We start from the raw sequence: 26,628 nt of genomic DNA on the forward strand, positions 1-26,628 counted from the left end.
TCTAATAGGAACTCGTCATCAATTCTTCAAGCCAGAGAGCCTCGCGCATATATCTCCGCTCCTCATCGATCTCTGTCTTGGGTATTCGGTAGGCGAAAAGACATCCTGCGCTCGGGACGGGCTCCCCAATCGCATCCCACCGTCGCCGCGCCCACGCAGGCACTGGCGAGAAGAATTCGAGAACTACAGCGTCTCCACTGGGGGTGGTACGGAAGCGCTGCGGGGCGCCGCGCTGCGCATCGATCGCCATCTGGAGGTGCCACGCCTCGTCGCAGCCGCGCCATCGGCTCCCCTGTAGTGGGAGGTCGATCATCCGCGCGGGGTGGCCGTTCGTTAAATGGACATAGCACCAAAGATCGGCGCCATAAGCTTGCTGTCGCCGCGCGACGAATCGCCCTGTTTGTGCTTTCGGCTCTGTCCAGCGCCCTCGGTAGTACCGGACAGACTTCTCTGGATCGAGGAGCAAGAGTCCCGGGATGTCCCTTGACGGTGGAACAGTATCTAGGCTGTGATTAATCTCGGCCAGGATCTGCGACGCACTGCGTATCTTCGGCCCCTTGAGCCAAGTATCTGACGAGAGTTCGAACAAACCGAGTTGGTGTAGTTCGACGCGTAGGTGTTCGCTCTTCTGCGACGGGCTCAGCCTGCGTACGTGCCCGAGGTATTCGATACGACGTTCAAGTTCCGAGGGCAGTGGCGAGAGTTGGTCTGCGGTGACACCGAGGAGGATCACGAGCCCGCTCTGACGGACGACGAAGCTCGCGGGCGCAGCGTAGAGCAGTACACGCGCTGTCGACGTCCTATCTTCTACCTCAGGCTGCTCGAGGATGTCGCCGTGCGAGACCATCGCCTCGAGAGTCTCCTCGGCGAGTTCTTTCGCCTTCTCGAGGTCGGGCACCAAACCCCGCAGCGGGCGCACAACGGCGCGCACGAGCGTCGTCGCAGAGCACGGACATAGGTAGCTCGCAGCCCGGCGCAGCGCGCCTGCAAGCCCTTCCGGCGTCGTTAGGTCGAGCGCCTCTGGGTCGAGCCCGAGTTCTCGGATCTTCTGCGCGTGTACTTCTTCGATGGTAAGGCGCCTCATGACCACCCCCATCCCGCGTATATCTCATCGGCGCCCGTTGGCACAGTCCTCATCTGATCAATAGCGAGCACCAAAAAGCGTGCAGTGCAAGCAAGCGACGGCGCGCCCAGCAATGCATTGATTCCTTTTTCGAGATGGGAGCCTGCCCAATTCTCAAGGCTGCTAGGGGCGCTTGCCATCCGCAGTGAAAATTCGGAAAGCCAGAGCAAACTCCCTTCTTGTTCGAGACTTAGGCTATTTTCAGCAAAATCTTTAAATGCAGCGCCCCGCTCGGCCAAGGGTGCGTCCGCCAGTCGCGTCAATATATCTCGGGGGAAAATTTGATCAAAAGTAATTGGCCGCCAATCACTATTTTTATGATTCCGCTGCATCGGAATCGCCCGCCTCAGCATTCCTATTCCAATTTTTTCTCGAGAAAAATCCCGTTCACATCTGCTCCAATTGTCTCCTCCGATTAGAGATGAAATGCGCGTCGCAATAGCTCGTAAGATAAGCCGCTGGCGCGCGCGCCCGACAAGTTCGCCAGAGTGCCGTGCCGAATTCCAAAGTCTAGCCAACGCTAAGAGTTGAGCAATTGATTCAACCGTACGACCTCGAGCGTCAATTCGTGGCTCAAACTGTAGATCCGAAAGCGTTTCCACGACAGGTGGAACAACAATGGCCACCTTGAAATCACCGCTCGCTGCAACGTATAGACCGCCAGTGCGCGGTACGTTGTGTTCCACACCACTCGGAAGTTTCTCTCCGACGGCTGGACTCTCGAACGAATAGCGCTCGATAACCGGTGCGTCGCTGTCAGCGTCGTCTCGCAATAGCGCTATGAACCCAGAGGAATTTTTCCGCAAAGACCATCGCAGCGGCGTGAATTCGCGCTCGAAGCGGAACGTGAACACACCGAGTTCTTCGGCGGTGAGTTCGATCTCACAAACGTGTGTGTCGTCGTATGCACCTTGTGCGCTCTTGTCATTCTTGATGTATGCCTCGAAGTGGCGCGCCCATTCCTCGCTTGGAAGCGGTAACGTGACCGGCGGCAGTTGACGCTCAAACAACGGCGCTTCACCCGCTTTCACGAACATTTGCACTCGGATCATTACCTGGCGCCCAGCAGGACCACGCACCCGGACGGCGGCTTTTCCTTCCCAGAGTTGCTCGAGCGAGGGCGCGGCGGGGTCGAGTTCAATTTCGAGTGGGCCGTGCGCGGTCGACCCAGGCGACCAAGGGCGGGCCTCGCGGACCCGCATGACGACGTCGAGGTCGCCGATCACCTCGGAGTCTGCGCTGCTACCGCTGCGCGCCGCGACACTGAATTTGTGGAGCCCTACCGGCAACGGCGGGAGTTCGACAAAGACTGCCTCGCCGGGCGGCGTGTCGGTCAGCGTCAACGAGAGTGACGGGCCATCCCCCATCGCAATGGTCAACTCGTCCATCGCGTGGTCTGACCGGATCGCAAGGGTCGGCGTCTCCGATGCGAGCCACTCGCCATATCCCTCACCGTCCCAAGCGACCGCAGCGAGCCCAGCGGGCCACACCTCGATAGATTTCGCCTGGGTAACCTGAAACTGCTTCAGCGCCTGCTCCCACTCCGACGTGAGCGCAGCGGGCACGTCGAGGAGCATGGCGTGTACGCCTTGGCACGCCAGTTCGACCGGACGCGCGACGGGTGATTTGGCAAAGGGCTCGGTGCTCACGAGCAGGTATTTCGAGTCCGCACGCACGCGCATCCCGCGAGACTCGTAGGCAAGGCCATCACTGGCGACCTTAAAGAGCCATGAAGTGCCCGGGCGGAGCATGCACTCCGCGCGCAGGAGGTACTCGAGTTGCGCGTCGGTGCGCTCGAACTTCAACAGCACATCGTCGGGCTGGGGCCAGCGGCTGAGCGGGACGCGTTGGGGGCCGTGTAGGCAGCGCCCCCTCGCGAGCGGGCGTCCCGCCGCGCCCGCGACGGTGCATCGCGATTCGGTGAGGACCTCTCGCACCTGCGGGAAGCGGAGGAGCAGGTGCGAGAGGTCTGGAATTTCGAGAGAGACCTCCCAGCGTGACCCCTCGATGGGTCGCAGCACGAGGCGCGGCTCGATGCCCAGGCGTGCGACCTCTTCTCGGGCCTCCTCACGCCGCTGGAACGTCGTGTTCGTTGACCTGCCAATGGTCAGTCCTCGGATCCTCGCCCGCTCCTCCGCTGCGTGGCGCGCGCTGCGCAGCCAGTCGCGACCGCGGCGTTCGCTGTCGACGTCATCGCCGATGCGCTTCAGCGTCGTCGGGTGGAGCAGCGTCTTGAAGCCCTCTTTCCCTTGGAGAAGGAGCGCGGCGGCGATCTGGCCGACGAGCGCCGGCGCCTGCACGAGGTTCTGGAAGCGCGCCGACGTATTCCAACTCCGCGCCGCGATGAAGTCCCCGAGGCGCTGCGGCTCATCGAAGAGTTCGCCGGAAAACGAGTGCCGAAGTTCGTAGAGGATGCGCGCGAGTTGCTGCTGCAGGTCGCACGGGAGGATCGCGTGCGTGATGGGCCACGCAATGATCGAGAACTGCTCCGCCCAGGGGCCCGACGGCTTCGCGCCCGCGAACTTCCGCTGAAAGGCGACAAAGGCATCGCGAATCCAATCGCGTCTACCGTTCAACCTCCAGCCCGGCGTCCTATCCTCAAAGGTCTGCCAATACTCGTTCCCCGCGTAGCCGTAGCCGATCTCCGCCGCGTAGACGACCCAAACGAGTTGGTGGTCGCGCGCGGGCGCCGAGACCTGGATGTGAGCGCGCAGCGTGTTCTGCAGCGCCAGCAACTCGGCCTGCGCGAGGCCGTGCTCCAAGGCGAAGACAGGGACATCCTTGCGGTCACGCGCGAGGGCGCCGAAGTGCTCTGCGAGTCGCTGGTTCCACGCCCTCAGATCCATCAGGACACCTGTTCACTTCCCGAGCCGCACAACTGCACGCTGTGCGTCGGTTGTCGTCAGGTGAAGAGACCGAGCGCACCACCCCATCGCGTACGCAGGGGAATGCGTCGCGACTCCCTGCGCGAGCGAGGTGTTCTCTCGGATGTCCCTGAACTTACTCATCATCATCCTTCTGGAAGTTCAGGAGAGAGGTCGGAGTACATGGGCTGCTGGGGGGCGGCTCTCTGGAGAGGAACACGAGCCCCGTGGGTGACCGGACGGACGGTTGTGTGCCGTTCAACCTCATCGAGGACGTCATCGGAGATAATCCGATTTCGTAACCACCGCTCGCGCCACCACGCGCCGATCGCCGCAGTCGCCGCCACGCCCTCGTTGACCGGTACTATGTATTCGGGCCGCTTGGCGGCGCCGATGAGGTAGTCGTCGAGGTTCTTAATAAGGCTTACCGCGTACACGATGCGCGGACGGTGGTGGCGGAGAAGCATCCCCGACGGCAGGTTCAGCAGATCGAGCGCTTGTCTTACCTTGCGCAGTTTGGGGCTCACGCCCTCACCGAAAATGCTGTTCACACGCTGCGCGTCGGACTGCTGCACAAGTTCGACAAGCGCGTGGACCGTCTCCTCGGAGTATTGCGACGTGCCAAACGCCTCCGATCGACCTAACTCAGCGTATCGGATGACGTCCCCCGCATTGCCCCCGAGACGCTCCGCCGGGATCTTGATGCGGTTGTACTGGCTCGACCCCACGCCGTAGAGCGACGTCGTACCGAGGAGCACAAGCTTCGAAGCACGCACGATGGGTCGCCCAGCCATCGAGGACGCGATCTCACTCTCCGCCTGTGCGTATCGTCGACGGTACTGGTGTACGACCTCTGGGCTCGCCGCCATCATGGCAGTAAGCTTGCCGCCGAGGAGCGCGTTGTAGGGCTGCACTGCGCCGCATACCGAGATGTCTGCGACCGCGATGCCAACCCGGTCAGCCTTCGCCTTCTTGAGCACCCTGCGGATCGCGTCGCTGCCGTACCCCGTCTTCGCGAGCGCGGCAAGCTTTTCCGCCGTCGGCTTGCCGTCGAATGCCTCGTCTAGAACCGCGCGCGCGCGGAGGTACGTTGAGAGGGCGAGCGCACGCTTGCTGCGGAACAGGTGTGTCCTAGCCTTCGCGATCCAGTACTCGTTGCCATGGAAATCTGAGCGCTTCTGCTTGTAGTCACGCGAGCGCGCGAAGCGCTGGTGCTTCTTGCGCGCCTCGGCGCTCTCCTTCAGCAGTCGTTCGATCACTGCCAACGAGGGTGTCTTGAGATCGCGTGTCGAGAGAATGCCGTCCTCGATCAGGTCCGCCACGTAGATTTCGTCGATGGCGGCGTCGAGCGTGTCGACGAGCCACTTAGCGAGTTCTCGCGTCGGCGCGGTCCGCACGCGATCAAGGAATGTCTCCGGGTGCCACCCGATCCACGAATCGCGCTTGCGGATCTGCATGATCGGGCTGCTCAGCGCGCCGATACCCATCACTGGGTGGTTGGCAGCGGCGCGGTCGCGTACGAGGAAGACCATGGTCCGACCCGGCACGCTCGTGTACTGGTTCGTCCACGTGTGGCGGAAGTAGCGCCACACGTCCATCAGGCGCAGTCCGGTGAACTCGCACGCTGCGTTCTCAGCGGTGACGAACTGGAGGTAGGGATCAACGAGCTTCGACAGCGCGTCGGCCCAGCCGTTGTTGAGGTGCGTCCGCGCCTCCCGAAGGCCCTTCGCGAGATCTCGCCCGTCGCGCATGAGCGAGTAGATCGAGACGTAGCTCCCATCGTGAAGACGCTGGCGCTCCATCGACTCCAGGAACCGCTGCACCGACGGCTGACGGAGTTGTGCGTTGCGCTTGACCAACTCCTGCCGACGAATGCGTGCCTTCTCGGCGAGCGGGTCGGTGACGGAGTCAGGCGGCTTGACCTCGACGCGCTCGCTGCGCACGCGGACCGTCCAGCCCTGCGTCGCGAGGTCGGTTATGACGAGCCCCGCCGCGAGCAGCGTCTGTCGATCACTGCGACGACACGCCGTGACTTCAGCCACGAACGCGCCGCGCGCCTTCTCGATCGCCTCCTCGGTACGCTCCCGCCGGCACACCTTCGCCAGCGCGCGCGCGTGCTCCACGAAGGCGTTCTGCGACGCCTTGCTCGGGAGCGGGGGCTCCAGCGTGGTCCACGTGTTACCGGGCACTTTGGTCATTTGTCGCTCAGGAAGGCAGCCAAGGTGTTACTCCACTCGAGCCGATGCTTTGCGAGCGCCGGGATCTTCCCGCGCGCGGCCGCTTCGCTCCGCGCCGCCGCGAGGAGGAGCAGTTCGAGTTTGGCGCGGAGTTGCGGATCGCGAGAGACCTCGCCCTCAGAGAGCGGTTTGTAGATCTCGCGGTAGAAGGGGTGATCAGGGTTCAATACGAGCACAAGCTTGTCCCCGTCGTGCGCAAGGGTGAAGAACGACGTGTCTTTCACCGAGTGCTCGATGATGCTGTAGCGGTCCGCCTCGTTAGGGCGATCCCGTAGCGTCGGGTGACTCTCCTCCAATTCACGCATCAGCGCCCGCGCTGTCGGATCAACACTGCGCGGAAGGGGGCGTAGGAGGTGGTCCCGCTCATTGGCGATGCGCTCCGCTTCGGAGAAGCGCTCGCGCGCCTTCACGGCTGTGTGAGCCTTGCGTGCGCGCCCATTGAGGGCACGCGCGGTCGCCTCGAGATCCGGCGAGAGTGCCTCGATGAGGTGCGCCTGGGGGCGAGCCTGCTGCTTCGTGTGCGTAATGCCAAAGGCTTCGTCGAGGATCGGATCGAACTGGATCTCGCAGCGCCACCAGTCGTCGTAGTTCTCTCGGTGTTTGCTACCCATGAAGAACCAGCCGTAGTCTACCTCTCGTCCTCCACGGACGATTGAGACGCCAGCACCTTTCGAGAGGCCGATTCGGCGCTTCTCGTCGTTTGAAAGTTTGTGCCACGCGTGGACCGGCAGTTCCGTAAACCGCACACTCACCCAACCAGTTTTCCGCGAATCGAGCGGATCGGCGCGGACTTCGAAGCGCATCTCCTCACCGAAAAGTTGGGCACCAGAAATCTCTGCTTTCGGGTGTAGGTAAAGCGGATCGAAGGCGTCGAGCGTATCGCCGTTGATGGTTATACGCAGTCCCTTCCAGATGAAGTGCCTGAAACGTCGACCGAGTTCAACCTCAAGCTTGCGCACGATGGTAGAGACGCGGCGATTGTCGAGCCTATCGCACTGCGACCAGCAAACGAGGGTCCCCGAGTTTCCTGCGCACCTACTTGGCGGCACCTTCACCACCTTCGGCTCGGGCACCTCGATCATTTCGCAGCGCACGATCTCGTCGACGTCGAGGTATGACGAGTACACGGTCGGGGTATCGTGCCCACGCGCACCCTTCGGCGACTGCCACGTAAAGACCGCGACACGCCGCGCCTGGCTCAGCGACGCATTGGGTAGACCCATGCCGTACCGCCCAAGTCCTCGGCGGTCTCCGAATCGAGTGCTCCCGCCGAACCGGAGTGCCTGACGCAGTGTCGGTGGGTCCATCCCACAGCCATTGTCCAGTACCGAAATCTCTATCACCTTCTCCTCGTCGTCGCTGGTCTTGGCAGCGACAGAGATCGCGATGCGTGTGGCGCCCGCTTGGATAGAGTTGTCAACGAGTTCTGAGATCGCGCTCGCTGTACCTTTGTATCCAGAGTCTCGGGTTGCTTGGATGAACTTATCAAGCGCGATGATCGAGTAATCAGCGCGTCGAACTGAGTGCACAGTCTTCGTCATGACACTACCCGCCGCAGCTTTGATCATGTGCTCCCCCGCAGTTCATTTCGCTTTCCGTCCCTCTTCGTCAGCAGAACCGCCCGACTTCACCCATTCGTCGACCTCGGCCGTTTTGAACTTCCATAGCCGCCCAATGCGATGCGCCGGCATCTCACGCCTGCGAATCCACGCATAGACGGTGTCTTTGCTCACTCCAAGGTGCTCGGCGATCTCTTCGACCGACAACCAACGATCCGACATGGGCTCCCTTCGTGAGGTCAAAGTACGGGCAACCTATTTATGTTGGCATGAATCGGCCGCTTTGCATAGACGATCCAGCATGATTAGACATGATTTTCTCTGATCTGCCCGGATTAAATGGGCATCTACGCGACTGACGGACCGGCGAGCCACCGGAGCCCTCGCCCGGTAGTGCACGTGATTTGCCAGGAGCAGCAAACGAAGAATCTGGTCACGGCCCGGTTCCCATTCTTTGCGGTCACTCGCGCCCTATCGCCGCAGCATCTCGCCATCCCAACCCCGGACTGGCGTGATGACTTCAATTTCCACGACGACCGCCGAGCGATGCCGCGTGTCGGGCCTACTGTTGGTCTGCCTGTTGGCCGGCCCAGTGCCTGTACTCGCAGCCGATACCACTTCCGAGCATGCGCGGCTTGCAGCCCTCGTACGCCAACTCGACTCTCTCGATCGCCTGGCCGAGCGCGGCGCAGTCCTGCCGAGGCTGGAAGGTTCCCGCTACCACTTCGACCATGCCCGCCTGCGCGAGGACCTCCAGCGCGTTCGGGCGGGCATCCAGGACTACTTGACGCCGCCGCGCGCCCAGCCGCGTGATCCGGTCGAACTGTCCGGTGACTACCGCCAGTCCAGCCCGCCCTCCGACCAGGAGGCACCCCAATGAACGCCGCCCAGGTCAGCGCCTTCCAGGCCAATGGCGGCTTCGCCCCCGCCGCCGTGGCCACGGTGGTGCTCGGTCTGGTGTTCGCCGTCCTGCTCCTGTGGGGCGTGTGGGCCATGCGTACCGCCTACACCGGCTGGGCCGAGCAGCGCCTGTCCCAGCGTCAGTTCCTGGGTGTCGTCGTGCGCTTCGTCGCGATGTACCTGGTGCTGATCTATTTCCTCCTGTCCTGACCACCACGAAAGGCCTGACCACCATGAAGACCCATCCGATTCCCCATCGCGTTGCCACCACCATCCTCGCGCCACTGATGCTGCCGGGCCTGCCGCTGGCGGCCCGAGCGCAGGGCCTGCCGACCATCGAGGACCCGTCGCGCGGCCAGGGCAGCGGCATCATGCAGACGCTGCAGAACTACGGCTACGACATCGTGCTGCTGATCGCGCTCCTCGTGGTCGCCTCGATGTTCGTCGGTGTGTGCTACCACGCCTATACGCGCTATTCGGAAATCCATACCGGCCGCGCCACCTGGGGCCAGTTCGGCCTGACGGTCGCCGTGGGTGCGATCCTGCTGGTGGTCGGCATCTGGCTGCTGACCAAGGCCACCGGCGTGCTCTGAGCGGCGATGGCTGCCTTGAACGATATCGCGCGTGACGGGCTGGTCACCTTCCTGCCGCACAGGCTGAACCGGCAGCCCGTGGTGGTGAGGGGCCTGACCGCCGACGAGTTCTGGATTTGCGCCGGCCTGTCCGCGGTGGCGGGGTTCATCGCCGGCGTGCCGCTGGCCTGGGCCACGCACAGCGTCGCCATGGTGCCGACCCTGGTCGTGGCTGGCGTGGCGGCTGGCGTGTTCGGTGGTGGCGGCTTCCTGCGCCGGCAGAAGCGCGGCCGCCCGGACACCTGGCTGTACCGGCAACTGCAGTGGCGCCTGGCGCTGCGCCATCCGCTGGCAGCGTCCTGGCTCGGGGGGCACCGTCTCATCACGCGTTCGGGGTACTGGACCACCCGGCGCTCACGCGGAGCAGCCGCCTCATGAGCCGTTTCAGGAACGAAGTCCATCACCTGCAGGCCCATGTGCGCACGCTGCGCCTGGGCGCCGGTGCGTTGTTCGTGGTGGCGCTGCTGCTCGGTTTCGGCTGGTGGAGTGCGCCGAGGCAACTGACGATCCACGTGCCCCCCGATCTGCGCTCGGGCAGCACCCGCGCCTGGTGGGATGTGCCGCCCGAGAATGTCTATGCGTTCGCCTTCTACGTCTGGCAGCAGGTACAACGTTGGCCGACGGATGGCGAACAGGACTACCCGCGCAACCTCCACGCGCTGTCGGCCTATTTCACACCGGCCTGCCAGGCCTTCCTGCGTCAGGACTACGAGCACCGGCGCAGCAGCGGCGAACTGCGACAGCGGGTGCGCGGCATCTACGAAATTCCGGGGCGCGGCTTTGGCGACAACCCCACGATGCGGGTAAAGACGGTTTCCAGCCGCGACTGGATCGTCACGCTGGACGTCAGCGCGGACGAATACTACGGCGCCGAGCAGGTCAAGCGGGCCCTGGTGCGCTATCCGCTGAAAGTGGTGCGGTTGGACGTCGACCCCCAGCACAACCCCTTCGGCCTTGCGCTGGACTGCTATGACGGCGCGCCGCAGCGCATCGAGGCAGCGCCACCGCCCGGCACGCCCGGCGGCGGCCTTTCGCAGGGAGGCAACCCATGAAACACCACGTCTTCACCATCGTGGCGAGCCTGGCCCTTGGCTTCGGCCTGGTGCCGGACAGCCATGCCATCGAGATCCTGCGCTGGCAGCGGCTGCCGCTGGCCGTCCCGCTGGTCGTCGGCCAGGAGCGCGTGGTCTTCATCGACCGCAACGTGCGTGTCGGACTGCCCCCGAGCCTGGGCGAGCGGCTGCGCGTGCAGAGCGCGGGCGGCGCCATCTACCTGCGCGCCAGCGAGGCCATCGCGCCGACGCGGCTGCAGCTGCAGGATGTGGAATCCGGCGCCATCGTGCTGGTCGACATCGCAGCCACGGACGCCCGGGAAGGCGAGCCGCCGCTGGAGCCTGTACGCATCGTCCTGCAGGACGCCGCCGAGGATGCCAGCGGTGACACTGCCGCCGGTCCGACCCAAGCAGCGCAACCCGCCAGGCGTCGGCAGACGCCGATAACCGTTGTCCTGACGCGCTACGCGGCGCAGAACCTTTACGCACCGCTGCGCACCGTCGAGCCCGTGGCCGGCATCGGGCGCGTGCCGCTGCGGCGCCCGCTCGCGCTGGACACACTGCTGCCAACGCTGCCGCTCAAGGCGCGGGCGCTGGCGGCCTGGCGACTCGAAGATCAGTGGGTCACCGCCGTGCGCCTGACCAACACCTCTCCTCACCGTGTCGATCTCGATCCAAGGGCGCTGCAAGGCGACTTCGTGGCCGCGACCTTCCAGCATCCCGACCTGGGGCCTGCGGGCGCTTCGACCGACACCACGGTGGTCTATCTGGTCACGCGCGGCCGTGGCCTGGCCGAGTCCCTGATGCCGGTGCTCAGCCCCATCGATGCCGGCACGAACTTGCCGCCGGCCGCCGCTGCGGGGAGGACGTCCGATGAGGAGTAATCCCCTGTTGAAGTGGCTGCTGATTCCGATGGCATCGTTGCTGGTGTTCGTCGGTGCCAGGCTGTTCTCGGGCGGCGACGCCGCACCGGGCAAACCGGATGTCCCGGGGCAGCTCACTCCCGAGGAAATGAAGGCGCTCGGCATCGCGGGCGACACCCCGCGCGATACCGTCGCCACCCTGGTCGCGCAGGTCAAGCAGCTCCGCACCGAGTTGCAGACCGCGCTGAGCGACAACCGCCAGCACAAGGCGGAGAACGAGCGCCTGCGTACCCGCGAGGATGCGATCGACCAGCGCATCCAGAACGCCCTCGACAGCGAACGCCGCCGCCTGGAACAGGAGCGCACCCAGGCCGCCAGCGACCGGCAGCAGACGCAAGGGCTGATGCAGGAATTGCAGCGCCGCCTGGACGGACTGTCCGGCAAGGGCGGTGCCGCCGACCTGCCGATCGGCCTTGGACTGGACGGGCATGACGGCGGGCCGCTCACGGATGGCGGCATGCGCTGGATCGAACCGGATGACACCCGGCCCGATCCGAAGGGCGGTTCGAGCAGCCTGCGCTTGCCCGCCTTTCCCTCCAGCTTCGGCCCGGCCTCGCCGGAACTGTCGGCCGCGGCGGAGGCCGTCAGCGACAGCACGGCGCAGGCTGTTGGCGGCACCACCCAGGCGGTCTATACGGTGCCCACCAATGCCACGCTGATGGGCTCGGTCGCCATGACCGCGCTGATCGGCCGCATTCCCATCGACGGCACCGTCAACGACCCGTTTCCCTTCAAGGTGCTGATCGGGGCCGACAACCTGGCGGCCAACGGCATCGAGATTCCCGACGTGGCCGGTGCGGTGGTCAGCGGCACGGCCTCGGGCGACTGGACGCTCTCGTGCGTGCGTGGGCAGGTCCGCTCCATCACCTTCGTGTTCAGCGACGGCACCATCCGCACGGTGCCGGAGGACGACGGCAAGCGCAATCAAAGCCAGAACAGCACCAGTCTGCTGGACGGCCTGGGCTGGATCAGCGATCCCTACGGCATCCCGTGCGTCTCGGGCGAGCGGCGCAGCAATGCCCAGCAGTACCTGGGATCGCAGGCGTTGATCACCGCGGCCGGCGCAGGCGCCGCCTCGCTCATCAAGTCCGACAACGGCAGCGTGGCCGTGGTCGCCAGCAACAACGGTTCGCTGGGCACGGTCGGCATTTCGGGCAACGAGGCCATGGGCCGCATCCTGGCCGGTGGCGTGCGCGATATGGCCGACTGGGTCAACAAGCTCTACGGGCAGGCCTTCGCTGCGGTCTACGTGCAGCCCGGCGCCAGGGTGGCCGTGCACCTGGAGCAGCCGATCGCCATCGACCACGACGCCAAGGGGCGCCGGGTGAATCACCTCATGGGAGAAGTGCATGCGTCGGACCTGGATTGACCGCCCCCTTGTCCTGCTCGCCGCCGCCGTTCTCGCGGGTTGTGCCACCAGTTCGGAAAAGCTGCTGCCCCGGGGCGAGCACACCATGCAGGACGTCTGGCAGCACGAGACTGGCGGCTACAGCGGCGGCCAGGCCGGCCGACTGCTGCTCGACGCACGCCAGGACCTGCGCCGCCCGCTGACCGACGCTGACACCCTCGCGGCGCCCGCCCGGAACGCGGCCTATACCCGCACTGCAGCGAACGAGATCCAGCGACAGTTCCATCGACTGCCGAACCCCGATCTGGTGATGTACGTCTTTCCGCACCTGGCCGGCACCGACCCGGTACCGGTACCCGGCTACAGCACCGTCTTCCCGCTCTACCAGCGCGTGCAGTACGCGATGCCGGGCGAGCGGCTGGAGGACTACTGATGGGCTGGCGACTGCCGTGGCCGCGTCGTCCGGCCCCCAGGCCAGTCCAGGCCGACATCGAGCCGGACGCCTGGACGCGGCATGTCGCCCGCCTCGCCGCGCACGGCATCGAGGCACCTGGCGCCGCCACTGGGCGGCATCATCGCCGACCCGCGACGCGGGCCGACCACGGGGCGCTCTACGACGTGGCGCCGTCCTTCGCCGACCTGCTGCCCTGGGTCGAGTACCTGCCGGCCACGCAGTGCATGCTGCTCGAAGATGGCCAATCGGTGGCGGCGTTCTTCGAGTTGCAGCCGATCGGTACCGAAGGGCGCGAGACCGCCTGGCTGTGGCAGGCGCGCGATGCCCTGGAGAATGCGCTGCAGGACTCCTTCGACGAGTTGGACGAGAACCCGTGGGTGGTGCAGCTCTACGCGCAGGACGAAGCCGATTGGGACCATTACCTGCGCACGCTGGGGGCATACCTGCATCCACGCGCGCAGGGCAGCGCGTTCAGCGAGTTCTATCTGCGCTTCTTCGGTCACCACCTGCGTGCGATCGCCAAGCCGGGCGGCCTGTTCGAGGACACCACGGTCACACGCCTGCCGTGGCGCGGCCAGACCCGGCGCGTGCGCATGGTGGTCTATCGGCGCACCCCGGACGCCGCATCGGCCCGGCGAGGGCAATCGCCCGAGCAGGCCCTGGCGACGATCTGCGACCGCCTGGTCGGTGGCCTGGCGAATGCCGGCGTCAAGGCCCGGCGCCTTGGCGCGGCGGACATTCACGACTGGCTGCTGCGCTGGTTCAATCCGAACCCCGGCGCGCTGGGCAGCACGGCCGAAGACCGGGAACGCTTCTACGCGCTCGCCCGCTACCCGGAGGAACGGGAAGAAGGTGAGATCGAACTGGCCAGCGGCGACTTCGCGCAACGCCTGTTCTTCGGCCAGCCGCGCTCGGATGTCGCCAACGGCCTGTGGTTCTTCGACGGCATGCCGCACCGGGTCATCGTCATGGACCGCCTGCGCTCGCCGCCCGCGACCGGACACGTGACCGGTGAGACGCGCAAGGGCGGCGATGCGATGAACGCGCTGTTCGACCAGATGCCTGAGGACACGGTGATGTGCCTGACCCTGGTCGCCACGCCGCAGGATGTGCTGGAGGCGCACCTCAACCACCTGGCCCGCAAGGCGGTCGGCGAGACGCTCGCCAGCGAGCAGGCGCGCCAGGACGTGCAGCAGGCCCGCGGCCTCATCGGCAGCTCGCACAAGCTGTACCGGGGCACGCTGGCGTTCTACCTGCGCGGCCGCGACATGGCGCAGCTCGACGCCCGCGGCCTGCAACTGGTCAATGTCATGCTCAATGCGGGCTTGCAGCCGGTGCGCGAAGAGGACGAGGTGGCGCCGCTCAACACCTACCTGCGCTGGCTGCCCTGCCTGTTCGACCCGGCGGCGGACAAGCGGCAGTGGTACACGCAACTGATGTTCGCGCAGCACGCGGCCAACCTGGCGCCGGTGTGGGGGCGCAGCCAGGGCACCGGCCACCCGGGCATCACCTTCTTCAACCGGGGCGGCGGCACGATCACCTTCGATCCACTGAACCGGCTCGACCGGCAGATGAATGCCCACCTGTTCCTCTTCGGCCCGACCGGCTCCGGCAAGAGCGCCACGCTGAACAACATCCTCAACCAGGTCACGGCGATCTACCGGCCCAGGTTGTTCATCGTCGAGGCCGGCAACAGCTTTGGCCTGTTCGGGGACTTCGCCGCTCGGCTGGGCCTGAGCGTGCATCGCGTAAAGCTGGCACCCGGCGCGGGCGTGAGCCTGGCGCCATTCGCCGACGCCTGGCGCCTGGTGGATACACCGGGCCAGGTGCAGACGCTGGACGCCGACGCCCTCGACGAGGACGGCGACACCCTGCTGGCCGACGACGGGGATGACCAGCGGGACGTGCTCGGCGAACTCGAAATCACCGCCCGGCTGATGATCACCGGCGGTGAGGACAAGGAGGAGGCGCGCATGACGCGCGCCGACCGCAGCCTGATTCGCCAGTGCATCCTGGACGCCGCCCAGCGCTGCGTGGCACAGGCGCGCACGGTGCTGACCCGCGACGTGCGCGACGCGCTGCGCGAACGCGCCCGCGACGCCAACCTGCCGGATGCCCGGCGCGCGCGGCTGCTGGAGATGGCCGATGCGATGGACATGCTCTGCCAGGGCGCGGACGGCGAGATGTTCGACCGTCCGGGCACCCCCTGGCCCGAGGCGGACATCACCATCGTGGACCTGGCCACCTTCGCGCGCGAGGGCTACAACGCGCAGCTCTCCATCGCCTACATCTCGCTGATCAACACGGTGAACAACATCGCCGAGCGCGACCAGTTCCTGGGCCGGCCGATCATCAACGTCACCGACGAAGGCCACATCATCACCAGGAACCCGCTGCTCGCGCCCTACGTGGTCAAGATCACCAAGATGTGGCGCAAGCTCGGTGCGTGGTACTGGCTGGCGACGCAGAACATCGACGACCTGCCCAAGGCCGCCGAGCCCATGCTCAACATGATCGAGTGGTGGATCTGCCTGTCGATGCCGCCCGACGAGGTGGAGAAGATCGCCCGGTTCCGCGAACTGTCGCCCGCGCAGAAGGCGCTGATGCTGTCCGCGCGCAAGGAGGCGGGCAAGTTCAGCGAGGGCGTCATCCTGTCCAAGTCGATGGAAGTGCTGTTCCGCGCCGTGCCGCCCAGCCTCTATCTGGCCCTTGCGCAGACCGAACCGGAAGAGAAGGCCGAGCGCTACCAGCTCATGCGCCAGTACGGCATCGGCGAACTGGATGCCGCCTTCAAGGTGGCCGAGAAGATCGACCAGGCGCGTGGCATCGCATCGCCGCCGCTGTCCCTGCCGAAATGACCGGAGCGCGTCATGTCCTCGAAACGAACCACCTTGCCGGGCCGGGTCCAGGCCCTTCGCAAGCGCGCCGGGCGCCTGCCACGGCTGCACTGGATGGTGGCTGGCATCCTGGTTGCGGGCCTGCTGGGATGGCTCCTGTACCGCACGCCCGGTGCGCCGGCACCGCGCACGGAGCCCGAGGTCGCGCAGGCGTCTCCAGCCGGCCCGCCCTGGCGCCGCGGCCCTGCCGATGCGCGCTTCACGCTGACGCTGTACGCCGACCTGGAATGTCCATTCTGCAAGGCCTATTACCCGACCCTGATGGCCTGGATCGATGCCCATCCCGACGCCAGCCTGCGGTGGCATCACCTGCCGCTGGCGATGCACGATCCCGAGGCGAGTCGGCTGGCCCGCATGGCCGAGTGCGCAGGTGAGGCGCAAGGCCACGAGGCGTTCTTCGGTGCCATCGCATGGCTCTACCAAAACACCCGGGGCGATGGCCAGGGGCTGCCGGCAGACCTGACCTGGCCAGGCATAACCACCGCCATCCAGGCATGCCTGGACAGCGATCGCCCCGCAGCCATCGTTCGCGCGCAGGCCGACGAGGCCCTGCGCAGCGGTATCAACGCCACGCCCACCGTGCGGCTGGAAGACAGCCTGACGGGAGGATCACTGCTGCTGCATGGGCCGATCGACGGTGATGCGCTTCTGTCGGCACTCGATCTGGTCGCCAGCGATGCATCGCGCGCTCCAGGACCCACCCATGCCGCCGACGCGGCACTCAGCGGAGACACCCGCACTCCGCAATGACGACCATCCGGTGATGTCGTCACCCGCACCCGAGTTTGCAGCCTCTCCAGTCCTTGCGATGGGTCCACGCGAGGAGGTCACTTGGCGAGGGTGTGGCCGATCGCCAACAGCCGATTCGCGCTGCTGGCACCTCACTTGACCTCAAGTTAATCTGAGGTTTAACCCTGACGCTGGCAGATCGAGACCTCACAACCGTTGCGGGAGACGGCCGCCCCCAGATCGGCCGTCCGGCTTCTGGAAGGCTGCCGCCTTCCAGTGAGGCAATCCCAAGACGTGCCATCATGGCCATCGGGGCCATCGCCACCTAAGCACCCGCCGACGGCGGCACGCTGGCGGTGATCACCAGCGCGGTCCTCTACGCCGTTGTCAATGCTCCCAGCGTCGCCGTCTGGGCCGCCTTCGGCACGACGCCGCGCCGCTGGCTCACGGACCGACGCCACCTGCGCATCTTCAACATCGCAATGGCCGTGCTGCTCGTGATGTCCCTGTATCCGCTGCGGGCGGTACATTCACAGGCTTGGTCAGCGCACCCATCATGGCCTCTATCCATGCTCCGCATTGGGGTTGCCACAACATGAAGACAAACGAACAAGCTTGCCGTCTTGTCCGGGCCCTCGTCCTACTCCCTCGCACCTACCTACGCCTTTTCGGAATCAGGCATCGTGGTTTCTCGCAATCGTTCGACGAAGCTCCGCAACTGCACCGAGTCTTCGGCATCCCGGCGCAACAGGTAGGTCGTCAACGGGGGGACTTCACCGGCCAACGGACGCGAGACGACATCCGGGTGCCGCCACAGGGACAGATGCGTGCGGGTGGTGATCCCAAGGCCGTAGCCCGCCGCCACCAGCGCCATCAGCAGGTCATGGGACGCCACCCTTTCGGCAATCCTGACCTCGCATTCCGCGGCACGCAACAGCCTGTCGAGTTGCCGGCTGCATCCTGCGCACGCGTTCGGGTCACACAGCACCAGTGGATGGGAAAGCAGCTCCATCAGGGAAAGCTCGGGATGGATCAAGGCGGGATGCCGCGCCGGCACCGCGACGACCAGAGGCTCGCTCCACGCCGGCGTGGCCAGCAATCCTTCCCCCGGATGCTCCGCCTTCGCGAACCCCGCGTCGTAGTCCCCCTCTCTCAGGCCTTTCAACTGCTGTGCGAGTGTCACTTCGAAGAGGCTAATCTCGACCTCGGGCGACTCTTCGCGGCAGCGAGCCAGCAGGTTGCTCAAGTGCGATGGCGAGATGCCGTCGGACAGCGCGATTCTCAGGAGCCCGCGGTATCCGGTCGCGGCGGCCCTTGCGCCGGCACGGGCCTGCTCGACCGCTGCCAGCACGCGCCGTGCCTCCTCGAGGAAGACTTGTCCAGCCCAGGTGAGCCGGGTGCCATGGCTGTTACGCTCGAAGAGCCGGACGCCCAGATCATCCTCCAATTGGCGGATGGATCGCGACAGAGGCGACTGTTCGATGTGAAGTCGCTCCGCAGCACGGGTAAAGTTGAGTTCCTCCGCCACGGCGATGAAATACCGGATATGGCGCATCAGCATCGTTGCGCTCCGGAATCTCGCCCCGCGTCCTGCTGGCCCGTGCCGGCAGACAGGTTCGCCACGTCCGGGGACATGAAGGACTCTCCGCTATCGTGCTAGACCGGCTTCACAAATGCCAACACAGCTATGGTTAGCATCGCAATCACGATGCCGAGGTCAGCACCGGGAATTCTTCTTATAGCTGCTCCAGTTCGGATGCAATGACGTATTCGCCCGGAACGGAACCCATGCAAAGCCGAGAGCGCGACGACGAAAACCAGCTTGACCAGCAACCATCGTGATGACAGCCATCCTGCGCTGAGCGCCAGTGATAACCCGAAGATCCAGGTCAACAACAATGCAGGCGTGGTGACAAGGAGATCAAAGCGCTGCAATGCAGCCAGCATCCCAGCTTGTTCTTCCGGTGGGGACTGCGAAATGGCATTTACTATCCTTTCTTGCGCAAGCAAGCCGCCTACCAGAAACACCACCGCTGTCACGTGCGTCGCCACCAAATAGGGATAGAGCGCCGCAATCATCATCAGGCCTGTCCGATATCGTTGAATATTCTCGCCCGTTCACGTAGCCACCGGATATTGAGATAGCCGCCGAATGGCAGGAACGCAACTGCGAACAATCGAAGCATTTCACGTTTATGCCAGCCGCCGCCGGCTACAGTTTGTAAGGCAGTCCATAGGTACGCCAAGAATGCGATCCCATGTATTGGTCCAAGTAGCTTCGAGCCATACGGCCAATCCCCGAAATGCCGGAGAGGTGCCGCAACGAACACTAGCAGGATCAGAGTTGTCGCCTCGACGATCGACGCCTTCTCCAGGCGCCTCAGTTGTTTGGATTCAATACTTCTGATTTGATCGAGTGAGTTCTTTTCTGCCTGTGCGCTTGTGGTCATGACTCATCCGCTGGGTGGCTCAATATGTCAGGGCAATCCAGGCGCCTGATGGATGCAGGCATGCCTCGACCTTGCTCAATGGTTATGTCTTCAGCGACTTTCCTCTCGCCGGAAGCACAAGTATGTCGACATGTCGGAAGTTCGCCAATTGGCTAGAATGCCATCTATCGAAGGATTCTTGCCAATCAAGGGAGCGAGTTCTGTGAAGCAAAGTACAGCACACAGGGTAGCCATCCTGGCGTTTGATGGCGTTGTGCCGTTTGACCTGACGATGGCCTGCGAGATGTTCGGGCGCGTGCCCCTCGCGCCGGGGAAGATCCCATACGAGGTTCTCGTATGCGCCCAGTCGAATCGTATTCGAACAAAGTTGTTCGACATGCGTATCCGCTGGGGCTTGAGCCATGCCGTGAATGCCCAGACTGTCATCATTCCGGGGCTCGACGATGTCCTTTCCCCTATCCCCAACACCCTGCTGGAAGCCATCCGAGCAGCGGAAAAGAATGGTGCGAGGATCGCATCGTTGTGCAGTGGCGCCTTCATCCTGGCACGCACGAGGCTGCTAGATGGCTTGCGTGCCACCACCCACTGGCGTGGTGTACAACTTCTGGCAGATCTCTTCCCACAGGTCACAGTCGACCCCAATGTTCTTTTCGTGGACAACGGTCGGATACTCACCTCGGCAGGCGCGTGCGCCGGAATGGATCTGTGCCTACACATGATTCGACAAGACTGCGGCAATGCCGTTGCAGCAGACACAGCTCGATGTGCCGTCATGCCTCTTGCACGAGATGGCGGGCAGGCGCAGTTCATCGCCTACGATCCCCCTGGCGCACCTTCCAATCTCAGCCCATTGCTGCAATGGATCGAAGAACGGCTAGATCAAGATTTGACCCTGAAGGACATGGCTGGGCAGGCTGCGATGAGCAGCCGCACCTTGAGTCGACGATTTCAGGAACAACTGAACACTAGCCCTCTCCAGTGGCTTCTAAGAGCGCGTGTCAGGCGTGCGCAGACTTTGCTAGAAACGACAAACCTACCCATTGAGCACATCGCTAGTGCAGTGGGCTTTGGAAGCCCCACCTCCCTGCGGGAACATTTCGGTCGGATCGTGGGAGTCAGCCCAACGGCCTATCGAAAATCCTTTAGTCTTGTGCGCTGAACTGCCTGGACGATTTCTCGCTTGAACTCCGCACTGACGCACTGAACTTCCTTCGCTTCGACATGAACACTCCTCAGGGCCTTCATCGGCCTTCTTGTAAGTGTCCGTGATATCGGGGGTGAACCCGACCAGACGCGTCTTCGGACACGTCGAGCAGTTGGCCGATTACTCGGAAAGCGGCAGCCAACCGCAGGAACTTGGGCGGTCGCGCTATCGCCAGCTCATCAAGCCGCCTTGCTGTGTCCCCTATCGCTTCGATGGGTACGCAGTCCGGTGAAAATGGTCAGCGCGGCCACCAGCAGTACCATCGCCGCGGCTAGAAACACGCCACGCGCCCCGCTCGCGTCGAACACTGCGCCGCCCGCTGCCGCACCCACCGCGATCGACAGCTGAATTGTCGCTACCAGCAGGCCGCCGCCGCTCTCGGCCTCGTCCGGCACGGTGAGTGTGATCCAGGTGGACCAGGCCACCGGCACCGCGCCGAAGGCCATGCCCCACAGCGCCACCAGCAGTCCGTCCGCCAGCGGCGCCCGGCCCAGGGCGACGAAGGCCAGCCCCATCAGCCCCATCGCCAGTGGCATCAGCAGCAGGGTCAACCGTAGGTTCCGCTGCAACAGTGCGCCGGCCAGCGAGGTGCCCGCGAAGTTGGCCACGCCGAAGCCGAGTAGGATGACCGACAGCCCGTTCACGCCCACGCCGGCCACGTACTCGAGGAACGGCCGCAGGTAGGTGAAGAAGGCGAAATGGCCGACGAACACCAGCAGCACCGCCACCATGCCGCGCGCCATTTGCGGCCGCCGCATCACTTCCAGCAGCGTGCCCAGGCTGGCCGAGCCGCTGGGCGCCATCCTGGGCAGGGCGCGCCACTGCCAGGCCAGGGCCAGCACGCCGATCGCCGCGGTCATCAGGAACACGTTGCGCCATCCCACGGCGCCGCCCAGGTAGCTTCCCAGCGGCGCCGCCGCGATGGTGGCCGAGGAGACGCCGCTGAAGACGATCGACAGCGCCCGCGGCACGTCCCGCTCCGGCACCAGGCGCATCGCCGTGGCCGCGGCCATGGTCCAGAAGCCGCCCAGGGCGATGCCCAGCAGCCCACGTCCCAGCAACACGGCACCGAGGCCGGGGGCGAAGGCAACTAGCAGGTTCGAGCCGATCAACATCGCCGAGAAGGCCAGCAGCACCCAGCGCCGGTCGATGCCGCGGGTCGCCGCCGCGATCACCAGGCTGGTGGCCAGGGCCAGCGCCGCGGTGGTGGTCACGGCCTGGCCGGCCATGCCCTCGGTCACGCCGAGGCTGGCGGCCATCGGGGTCAGCAGGCTGGCCGGTAGGAACTCCGCTGTGACCAGGCCGAACACGCCCAGGGCCAGGGCGAATACGGCACCCCAGGCCGCCTTCTGCGGGGGCGCGGGCGTGGCGTGGCCTGGCTGCGCGGGATGGCTGGACTCGATCATGTCGTCGTTCTCTGCAAGGGGAGGTCAGCGTCTCGGCAACGGAATGTTCCGGAATGAGGGGGGCATGCTGCTTCGCAACAAGCCTGATCGGACCGGAGGGCCGCCACAGCCCCGACGCAGATGGCCGGACCGTGGAGCGACTCCGCTGGCTACATGCCGATAGTCTCGACCCTCACACCAATGTGAGAGTCAAGCGGGTGAAACGGCGTATCCATGCCCCATGAACCGGGCCCCCACGCGCTCCTCTCCATCGGCGAACTGACGTGCTGCAGCGACGCCAGCGTCGCGCTCAATCCACCACTACGAGAGCACGTCCTGTTGCCCTCCGCGCGTGCCGGCAACGGTTACTGCACGTTCCCCGGGGCCACGATGTCCCAGGCGCGTGAGCCGGAATGGATCTGTGCCTACACATGATTCGACACGACTGCGATCAACGGCCTGTACAAGGCCGAGGTCATCCACCGGCGGTCCTGGCGGAACCTGTATAACGTCGAGTTGCCCCCCCCTGGAGTGGGTAGCCTGGTTCAACCACAAGCGGCTGCTTGGGCCGATCGACGACATCCCGCCGGCCGCCGCCGAAGCAAACTACTATCAACAGACGCGTGAGATCGCCATGGCGGCGTGACTCACACCAACAAGTCTCCGGAAATCTCGGGACGGTTCACTGACGTCGGTCGACTATCGAGGATAGGGGTACTTCAGAAGCCTGCTAGGCCTCTTCTACCAGCATCTGGCGCAGCCGTGCGCGTCGCTGTTCAAGGTCCGCGATCTGCCGCTCTATGGAAGCGAGTCTCCGGCGTTGCACTTCACTCGTTTCAGGACACGCTGCAGCGCCTTCGATCATGCGCATGCAATCGGGAAATCCGCGGATTTCCGCCAAGCTGAAGCCTGTGGCGATCAACCTCTGGATCTGACGGACCTGAGTGACGGCGACTGGGAGAAACATCCGATAGCCGTTCTCCGCGCGTACGGAAGCTAGCAGTCCGTTGTCGTCGTAGTGCCGAATCGAGCGCCGGCTTGCCCCTGTCTTGTGGGCGAGCTCGCCAATGGTCATGGGGCTTTGAGGCTTGGACATGGACCCACTATACCATTTCCCCGCTTGACACTCACATCAATGTGAGGCTTGAGACTAGGCGTGTTCTAGGAACCGAGGAGTACGTGTCTATGTCTTTGTCGAAACTTCGTGGTGCATTCGGCGCACTGATAGCAACATTCGCGCTACTGGCCGCCGCGCCGGCTACGTTCGCCGCAACCCGGGATTACACCGTCACTGCCCCCGATGGAGTGGTGCTGGCCGTCCAGGAAGCTGGTGATCCCGAGGGTTCTCCCATCATTTTCATTCATGGCCTGCTGGGTAGCCGGCTGAACTGGACTAAGCAATTACAGGACCCTCGACTCCAGCATTACCGATTGATCACTTACGACCTGCGCGGGCACGGCCTGTCGGGCAAGCCGGCCGAGGCCAGCTCCTACACCGACGGACGCCGCTGGGCCGATGACCTGGCCGCGATCATCGAATCGACACACGCGCGCAAGCCGGTGCTCGTGGGATGGTCGCTGGGCGGTGCCGTGATATCGAACTACCTGGCGGCCTATGGCGACAAAGGTATCGCCGGCGCCGTCTATGTCGACGGAGTGATCGAACTGAAGCCCGACCAGATCGTGGCGCACCCAGAAGTCTATCGCGACATGATCGCTTCGGACTTGCAAACCCACTTGGACGGCGAGCGCGCTTTCCTGAGGCTGTGCTTCCACCGCCAGCCCGACGCGACCACGTTCTCCTTGCTGCTGGCCAACGCCGCGCTGGTATCGTGGGATATGCAACGTGCCGTGCGGTCGATGACGGTCGAGGCAGCCAAAGGATTGAGCAAGGCCGAGGTTCCGCTCCTGCTGCTCTACGGCGCCCAGGACGCGCTCGTGAAGGCCAAGCCCAGTATCGCCAGGGCCAAGAGCCTCAACCCACGAATCCGCAGCGAGCTGTATGCCGATTCGGGACACGCGCCATTCCTCGAAGAACCGGAGCGCTTCAACCGGGACCTGTCGGATTTCGTTCGCATGGCTCTTTCACGCTAGCGATCCATACCGTACGGAGTTGATGATGTCGGGTATCGACGGCATTGCATCGTGGAACTCATTTGCTGGATTCTCAGAGTTGCACATCGAGGCGGGCGGCGTGGCGTTTTGCGGCGTCACTGGCGGCTCCGGAGGACCGCCCGTGCTGCTGCTACACGGCTACCCACAAACCCATCTTGCATGGCGTCATGTCGCGCCACGGCTGACACAGTCGTTTACGGTCGTGGCACCAGACCTGCCCGGCTACGGTAGCAGTCGGCCCGACTCGGATCGGCCGCGCTGGACCAAGCGTCGCGTGGCCGACGCCCTGATTGCCTTGATGGCCAAGCTCGGATACCGCCGGTTTGCCGTTGTGGGACACGACCGGGGGGCACGCGCCGGATACCGCCTCGCGCTCGATTATCCAGGCCAGGTGACGCACTTCGCCTCGCTGGCCGTGATTCCGACCCTGGATGCATGGGATCTGGTGGACGAACGATTTGGACGCACCAATTTCCATTGGTTCTTCCTGGCCCAGCCATTCGGGCTCCCGGAAAAGCTGCTGTCCGCCGACCCGCAGGCATTCATCGATGCTGCGCTGGCCCGTATGGCGGGCGGGCTGGGCAATGTCGAGCCGTTCGCTCTCGAGGCCTATCGGCGTGCGTTCCAAGATCCCGATGTTCGGCACGCCATCTGCGAGGACTATCGGGCAGCAGCGCAGGAGGACCGCGCCTGCGATGCGGCCGACCGTGCCGTAGGCAGGAAGCTGTCCTGCCCCGTGCTTGTGCTTTGGCCACAAGGGTGGGAAGGCCCGTCCCCCATCGACATCTGGTGCCGATGGGCCAACAACGTCCAAGGCGTACCCATCCGGGGCGGCCACCTTCAACCGGAGGAGTCGCCAGAAGAGGTATTGGCAGCGATGCTTCCATTTCTTATGGGCACAGGGGCTTCCGGCATGCCGATCGCAGACTCGTCAGCCTAAGAATTCGACTAACTTGCACGCGACTGCCTCCGGCTATTATTCCGGCAAGAATTGACTGCGGTGGACGTAGTTGCGCCCATGAGAAGCATCCGCTCCAGCCAATGGGACGATGCCCTGCATGGAACTCAACAGCCCTCCGTTGGAACGGCTCGATCACACTCGCCAGCAGCTTCCACGGCACAATTTCCTGCATACGCCCCAGGAATGCTTTCCATCGGGTCACGGTTTCCTGCCTGCAAACTCGGCCGATGCGAAACTCAACTACCCGTGGGCTTCGAGCTCCTTGAGTACCCGTCATTTCATGCGTTAGAAGGGCCTCACCGCAATCAGCTGTTCACGCAGCCACTGATGTCCTAAATCTTCGTCAAAGCGCGGATGCCAACCGACCTGCAGCTGGAACGGATCGAATGCGAATGGGAGGTCGAAGCGGTCGATCATGTGATCAAAGCGGTGTAGGAAGCGCTCAGGCAACGTCGCCAGGCAGTTCGTGCGCTCAAGTATCGGTGGCACCGCTGTGTAGTACTGCACGGATACCGTGGTGTGTCGATAATGCCCCAGCTCTGCAAGAAAATCATCGATCCCACTGTGATAACTGCCATTGGTAGACACCAGCACATGCTCATAAGCGCAGTATTGCTCCAGCGTCATTGCAGCCGTGCCGCGAGGATGCCCTTTGCGTTGGGCCACCTGAAACCTGTCGTCGACCAGATCATGGGTGCGCAAACCAGGGGGCATGAAGGCTCGGGTGCCGATCACCAGGTCGATGCGGCCGCGAGCTGCAAGATCCAGGACCTCATCCCGGGGTATCTGGAGCATGGCCAATCTAATGCCTGCATACGACTGCTTCCGAATGCACTCGATGAGATCCAGTCCAATCGTCATCGCGGCATTGTCATTGAGGGCGATCGTGAAATCGCGCTTAGCCGTGCTGGGATCGAAAGCGTAGGGCGCCTCGACAAGATCCTCAAGCCGTGTCAGCAACTCATGCAGGGGTGATTTCAGCTGCGCTGCACGTGGCGTCAACCGCATACCTCGGCCGCGCTCGGCCGGCACCAGCAAAGGATCATCAAGCACCTGCCGCAAGCGGGCCAGTTGGGCTGAGAGTGCAGGCTGGCTGATGGCTAAGCGTCGTGCTGCACGAGTGACGTTGGCCTCTTCAAGCAGAACATCCAACGACACCAGTAGACCCATGTCGTGCTTCTTCATAACTTTAATCTATTGCTAGCTACTATCAAATATCAATTTTACAGATCCATTCCTGGCGCTGTCTAATCTCGCTGTACACCCTGCTACAGGAGAATAGTCATGCATACCTACGAAACAAAGCTTGCTTTGGCCAAGCAGTTTCATGCCGCACTGACCCGCCGCGACTGGCAGGCGATCCGTAAGCTTCTTACCGACGATGCCACCTGGGTTCTGCCCGGAGACAATCAGATCTCTGGTCCAGCGGTCGGTGCGGAAGCAGTCGTTGCCAGAGCTGAGCTAATTGCCAGCTTCGGCCTGAATTTCGAGCTCAAGCACATTCTGGTAAGCCGGGATAATGTCGCGCTCTCGCTGCATAACACTGCACGCCGGAATGACCTCGTACTGGACGAGCATCTGGCTACGGTCTGCACCTTGCGCGATGGCAAGATCGCTGCTATCGAGACCTACCTGTCCGACCTGCCGGGCATGAATGCCTTTTTTGCCAGGGACTGAAGGTTCGAGGTCAAGGCGACGCCCTCGGTCGAGAGTGGAGCTTGGCCGAGCTTGCCGATGCCCATGCCGTCATAGCCCGATCGGCGAACTCGGCCCGCCATTGCTATCGCGCCGAGTC

Annotated in this window: 25 protein-coding genes and 1 pseudogene; 15 read left to right on the plus strand and 11 right to left on the minus strand. The window is 64.1% G+C overall.

The features are described from left to right. Nucleotide 1 precedes the first annotated feature (1 nt). From Q376_RS0112030 to Q376_RS0112055, 5 genes are all read right to left on the minus strand, one after another. The gene (locus Q376_RS0112030; protein WP_155834333.1) at nt 2–1,084 is read right to left on the minus strand and encodes a hypothetical protein; all 1,083 of its coding nucleotides are present in this window, start codon (nt 1,082–1,084) and stop codon (nt 2–4) included. After that, the gene (locus Q376_RS0112035) at nt 1,081–3,969 is read right to left on the minus strand and encodes a hypothetical protein (protein WP_027350526.1); all 2,889 of its coding nucleotides are present in this window, start codon (nt 3,967–3,969) and stop codon (nt 1,081–1,083) included. Before Q376_RS0112035 ends, Q376_RS0112030 begins: the two co-directional genes overlap by 4 nt. Nucleotides 3,970–4,133: 164 nt before the next feature. After that, nucleotides 4,134–6,185: a Druantia anti-phage system protein DruA gene (locus Q376_RS22460; protein WP_052365185.1), complete on the minus strand. Its 2,052-nt coding sequence runs from the start codon at nt 6,183–6,185 to the stop codon at nt 4,134–4,136. Next, nucleotides 6,182–7,792: an ATP-binding protein gene (locus tag Q376_RS22465; protein WP_052365186.1), complete on the minus strand. Its 1,611-nt coding sequence runs from the start codon at nt 7,790–7,792 to the stop codon at nt 6,182–6,184. The genes Q376_RS22460 and Q376_RS22465 overlap by 4 nt, the downstream gene beginning before the upstream one ends. Nucleotides 7,793–7,807: 15 nt before the next feature. Next, nucleotides 7,808–8,005 (minus strand): helix-turn-helix domain-containing protein, encoded by a 198-nt coding sequence (locus tag Q376_RS0112055; RefSeq protein WP_027350527.1) that lies wholly within the window; start codon nt 8,003–8,005, stop codon nt 7,808–7,810. 292 nt (nt 8,006–8,297) lie between these two features. On the opposite strand from Q376_RS0112055, the gene Q376_RS24380 reads away from it, so the two are divergent. From Q376_RS24380 to Q376_RS0112105, 10 genes are read left to right on the plus strand one after another with little or no spacing between them, the layout of a single operon-like run. Next, nucleotides 8,298–8,663, plus strand: a complete 366-nt coding sequence (locus Q376_RS24380; RefSeq protein ID WP_081803528.1) for an integrative conjugative element protein, RAQPRD family — start codon at nt 8,298–8,300, stop codon at nt 8,661–8,663. After that, nucleotides 8,660–8,893: a TIGR03758 family integrating conjugative element protein gene (locus tag Q376_RS0112065; RefSeq protein WP_027350628.1), complete on the plus strand. Its 234-nt coding sequence runs from the start codon at nt 8,660–8,662 to the stop codon at nt 8,891–8,893. The genes Q376_RS24380 and Q376_RS0112065 overlap by 4 nt, the downstream gene beginning before the upstream one ends. A gap of 23 nt (nt 8,894–8,916) precedes the next feature. Next, nucleotides 8,917–9,276, plus strand: a complete 360-nt coding sequence (locus Q376_RS0112070) for a TIGR03745 family integrating conjugative element membrane protein (protein WP_043447650.1) — start codon at nt 8,917–8,919, stop codon at nt 9,274–9,276. A gap of 6 nt (nt 9,277–9,282) precedes the next feature. Further along, on the plus strand, nt 9,283–9,693 hold the full coding sequence (locus Q376_RS0112075; RefSeq protein WP_027350530.1) for a TIGR03750 family conjugal transfer protein: 411 nt from the start codon (nt 9,283–9,285) through the stop codon (nt 9,691–9,693). Continuing rightward, complete coding sequence (locus Q376_RS0112080) at nt 9,690–10,367, plus strand: PFL_4703 family integrating conjugative element protein (protein WP_027350531.1); 678 nt, start codon at nt 9,690–9,692, stop codon at nt 10,365–10,367. Before Q376_RS0112075 ends, Q376_RS0112080 begins: the two co-directional genes overlap by 4 nt. Next, nucleotides 10,364–11,251 carry a TIGR03749 family integrating conjugative element protein gene (locus tag Q376_RS0112085; RefSeq protein ID WP_027350532.1) on the plus strand — a complete coding sequence of 296 codons (888 nt, stop codon included), beginning with the start codon at nt 10,364–10,366 and terminating at the stop codon, nt 11,249–11,251. Before Q376_RS0112080 ends, Q376_RS0112085 begins: the two co-directional genes overlap by 4 nt. 7 nt (nt 11,252–11,258) lie before the next feature. Then, entirely contained in the window at nt 11,259–12,659 is a 1,401-nt protein-coding gene (locus tag Q376_RS0112090) for a TIGR03752 family integrating conjugative element protein (protein WP_425402429.1), read from the plus strand. Next, the gene (locus Q376_RS0112095; RefSeq protein ID WP_027350534.1) at nt 12,640–13,071 is read left to right on the plus strand and encodes a TIGR03751 family conjugal transfer lipoprotein; all 432 of its coding nucleotides are present in this window, start codon (nt 12,640–12,642) and stop codon (nt 13,069–13,071) included. The genes Q376_RS0112090 and Q376_RS0112095 overlap by 20 nt, the downstream gene beginning before the upstream one ends. Continuing rightward, the gene (locus Q376_RS0112100) at nt 13,071–15,950 is read left to right on the plus strand and encodes a conjugative transfer ATPase (RefSeq protein ID WP_027350535.1); all 2,880 of its coding nucleotides are present in this window, start codon (nt 13,071–13,073) and stop codon (nt 15,948–15,950) included. Before Q376_RS0112095 ends, Q376_RS0112100 begins: the two co-directional genes overlap by 1 nt. 12 nt (nt 15,951–15,962) lie before the next feature. Beyond that, the gene (locus Q376_RS0112105; RefSeq protein ID WP_027350536.1) at nt 15,963–16,739 is read left to right on the plus strand and encodes a DsbA family protein; all 777 of its coding nucleotides are present in this window, start codon (nt 15,963–15,965) and stop codon (nt 16,737–16,739) included. Between the two features lie 637 nt (nt 16,740–17,376). Here the strand turns inward: Q376_RS0112105 and Q376_RS0112110 are convergent. The 3 genes from Q376_RS0112110 to Q376_RS0112120 all read right to left on the minus strand — a co-directional run bounded on the left by Q376_RS0112110 (nt 17,377) and on the right by Q376_RS0112120 (nt 19,168). Next, nucleotides 17,377–18,279 (minus strand): LysR family transcriptional regulator, encoded by a 903-nt coding sequence (locus Q376_RS0112110; protein ID WP_009618141.1) that lies wholly within the window; start codon nt 18,277–18,279, stop codon nt 17,377–17,379. A gap of 95 nt (nt 18,280–18,374) precedes the next feature. Beyond that, nucleotides 18,375–18,800 carry a CopD family protein gene (locus tag Q376_RS0112115; RefSeq protein WP_201267685.1) on the minus strand — a complete coding sequence of 142 codons (426 nt, stop codon included), beginning with the start codon at nt 18,798–18,800 and terminating at the stop codon, nt 18,375–18,377. Continuing rightward, nucleotides 18,800–19,168: a DUF3817 domain-containing protein gene (locus tag Q376_RS0112120; protein WP_027350538.1), complete on the minus strand. Its 369-nt coding sequence runs from the start codon at nt 19,166–19,168 to the stop codon at nt 18,800–18,802. The genes Q376_RS0112115 and Q376_RS0112120 overlap by 1 nt, the downstream gene beginning before the upstream one ends. Before the next feature lie 202 nt (nt 19,169–19,370). On the opposite strand from Q376_RS0112120, the gene Q376_RS0112125 reads away from it, so the two are divergent. After that, complete coding sequence (locus tag Q376_RS0112125; protein ID WP_027350539.1) at nt 19,371–20,327, plus strand: GlxA family transcriptional regulator; 957 nt, start codon at nt 19,371–19,373, stop codon at nt 20,325–20,327. Between the two features lie 224 nt (nt 20,328–20,551). Here Q376_RS0112125 and Q376_RS0112130 read toward each other — a convergent pair whose 3' ends face one another. Next, nucleotides 20,552–21,778 (minus strand): MFS transporter, encoded by a 1,227-nt coding sequence (locus Q376_RS0112130; protein ID WP_052365187.1) that lies wholly within the window; start codon nt 21,776–21,778, stop codon nt 20,552–20,554. A 429-nt stretch (nt 21,779–22,207) separates the two neighbouring features. On the opposite strand from Q376_RS0112130, the pseudogene Q376_RS24850 reads away from it, so the two are divergent. Beyond that, a pseudogene (locus tag Q376_RS24850) lies at nt 22,208–22,403 on the plus strand (IS3 family transposase); the annotation flags it as partial. A gap of 84 nt (nt 22,404–22,487) precedes the next feature. Here the strand turns inward: Q376_RS24850 and Q376_RS0112135 are convergent. Next, entirely contained in the window at nt 22,488–22,853 is a 366-nt protein-coding gene (locus Q376_RS0112135; protein ID WP_012492788.1) for a MerR family transcriptional regulator, read from the minus strand. Between the two features lie 89 nt (nt 22,854–22,942). On the opposite strand from Q376_RS0112135, the gene Q376_RS0112140 reads away from it, so the two are divergent. Together Q376_RS0112140 and Q376_RS0112145 are read left to right on the plus strand one after the other, a co-directional pair. Next, nucleotides 22,943–23,851 (plus strand): alpha/beta fold hydrolase, encoded by a 909-nt coding sequence (locus Q376_RS0112140; RefSeq protein ID WP_027350541.1) that lies wholly within the window; start codon nt 22,943–22,945, stop codon nt 23,849–23,851. A gap of 25 nt (nt 23,852–23,876) precedes the next feature. Continuing rightward, complete coding sequence (locus Q376_RS0112145) at nt 23,877–24,812, plus strand: alpha/beta fold hydrolase (RefSeq protein WP_211266660.1); 936 nt, start codon at nt 23,877–23,879, stop codon at nt 24,810–24,812. 306 nt (nt 24,813–25,118) lie between these two features. On the opposite strand, the gene Q376_RS0112150 is transcribed toward Q376_RS0112145, so the two are convergent. Beyond that, nucleotides 25,119–26,018: a LysR family transcriptional regulator gene (locus Q376_RS0112150; protein WP_230589615.1), complete on the minus strand. Its 900-nt coding sequence runs from the start codon at nt 26,016–26,018 to the stop codon at nt 25,119–25,121. A 99-nt stretch (nt 26,019–26,117) separates the two neighbouring features. Here Q376_RS0112150 and Q376_RS0112155 point away from each other — a divergent pair, with 99 nt between their 5' ends. Continuing rightward, the gene (locus Q376_RS0112155) at nt 26,118–26,510 is read left to right on the plus strand and encodes a nuclear transport factor 2 family protein (protein ID WP_001554375.1); all 393 of its coding nucleotides are present in this window, start codon (nt 26,118–26,120) and stop codon (nt 26,508–26,510) included. Nucleotides 26,511–26,628: the final 118 nt, after the last annotated feature.

It is taken from the genome of Halotalea alkalilenta DSM 17697 (assembly GCF_000621205.1).
GTDB lineage: Bacteria > Pseudomonadota > Gammaproteobacteria > Pseudomonadales > Halomonadaceae > Halotalea > Halotalea alkalilenta.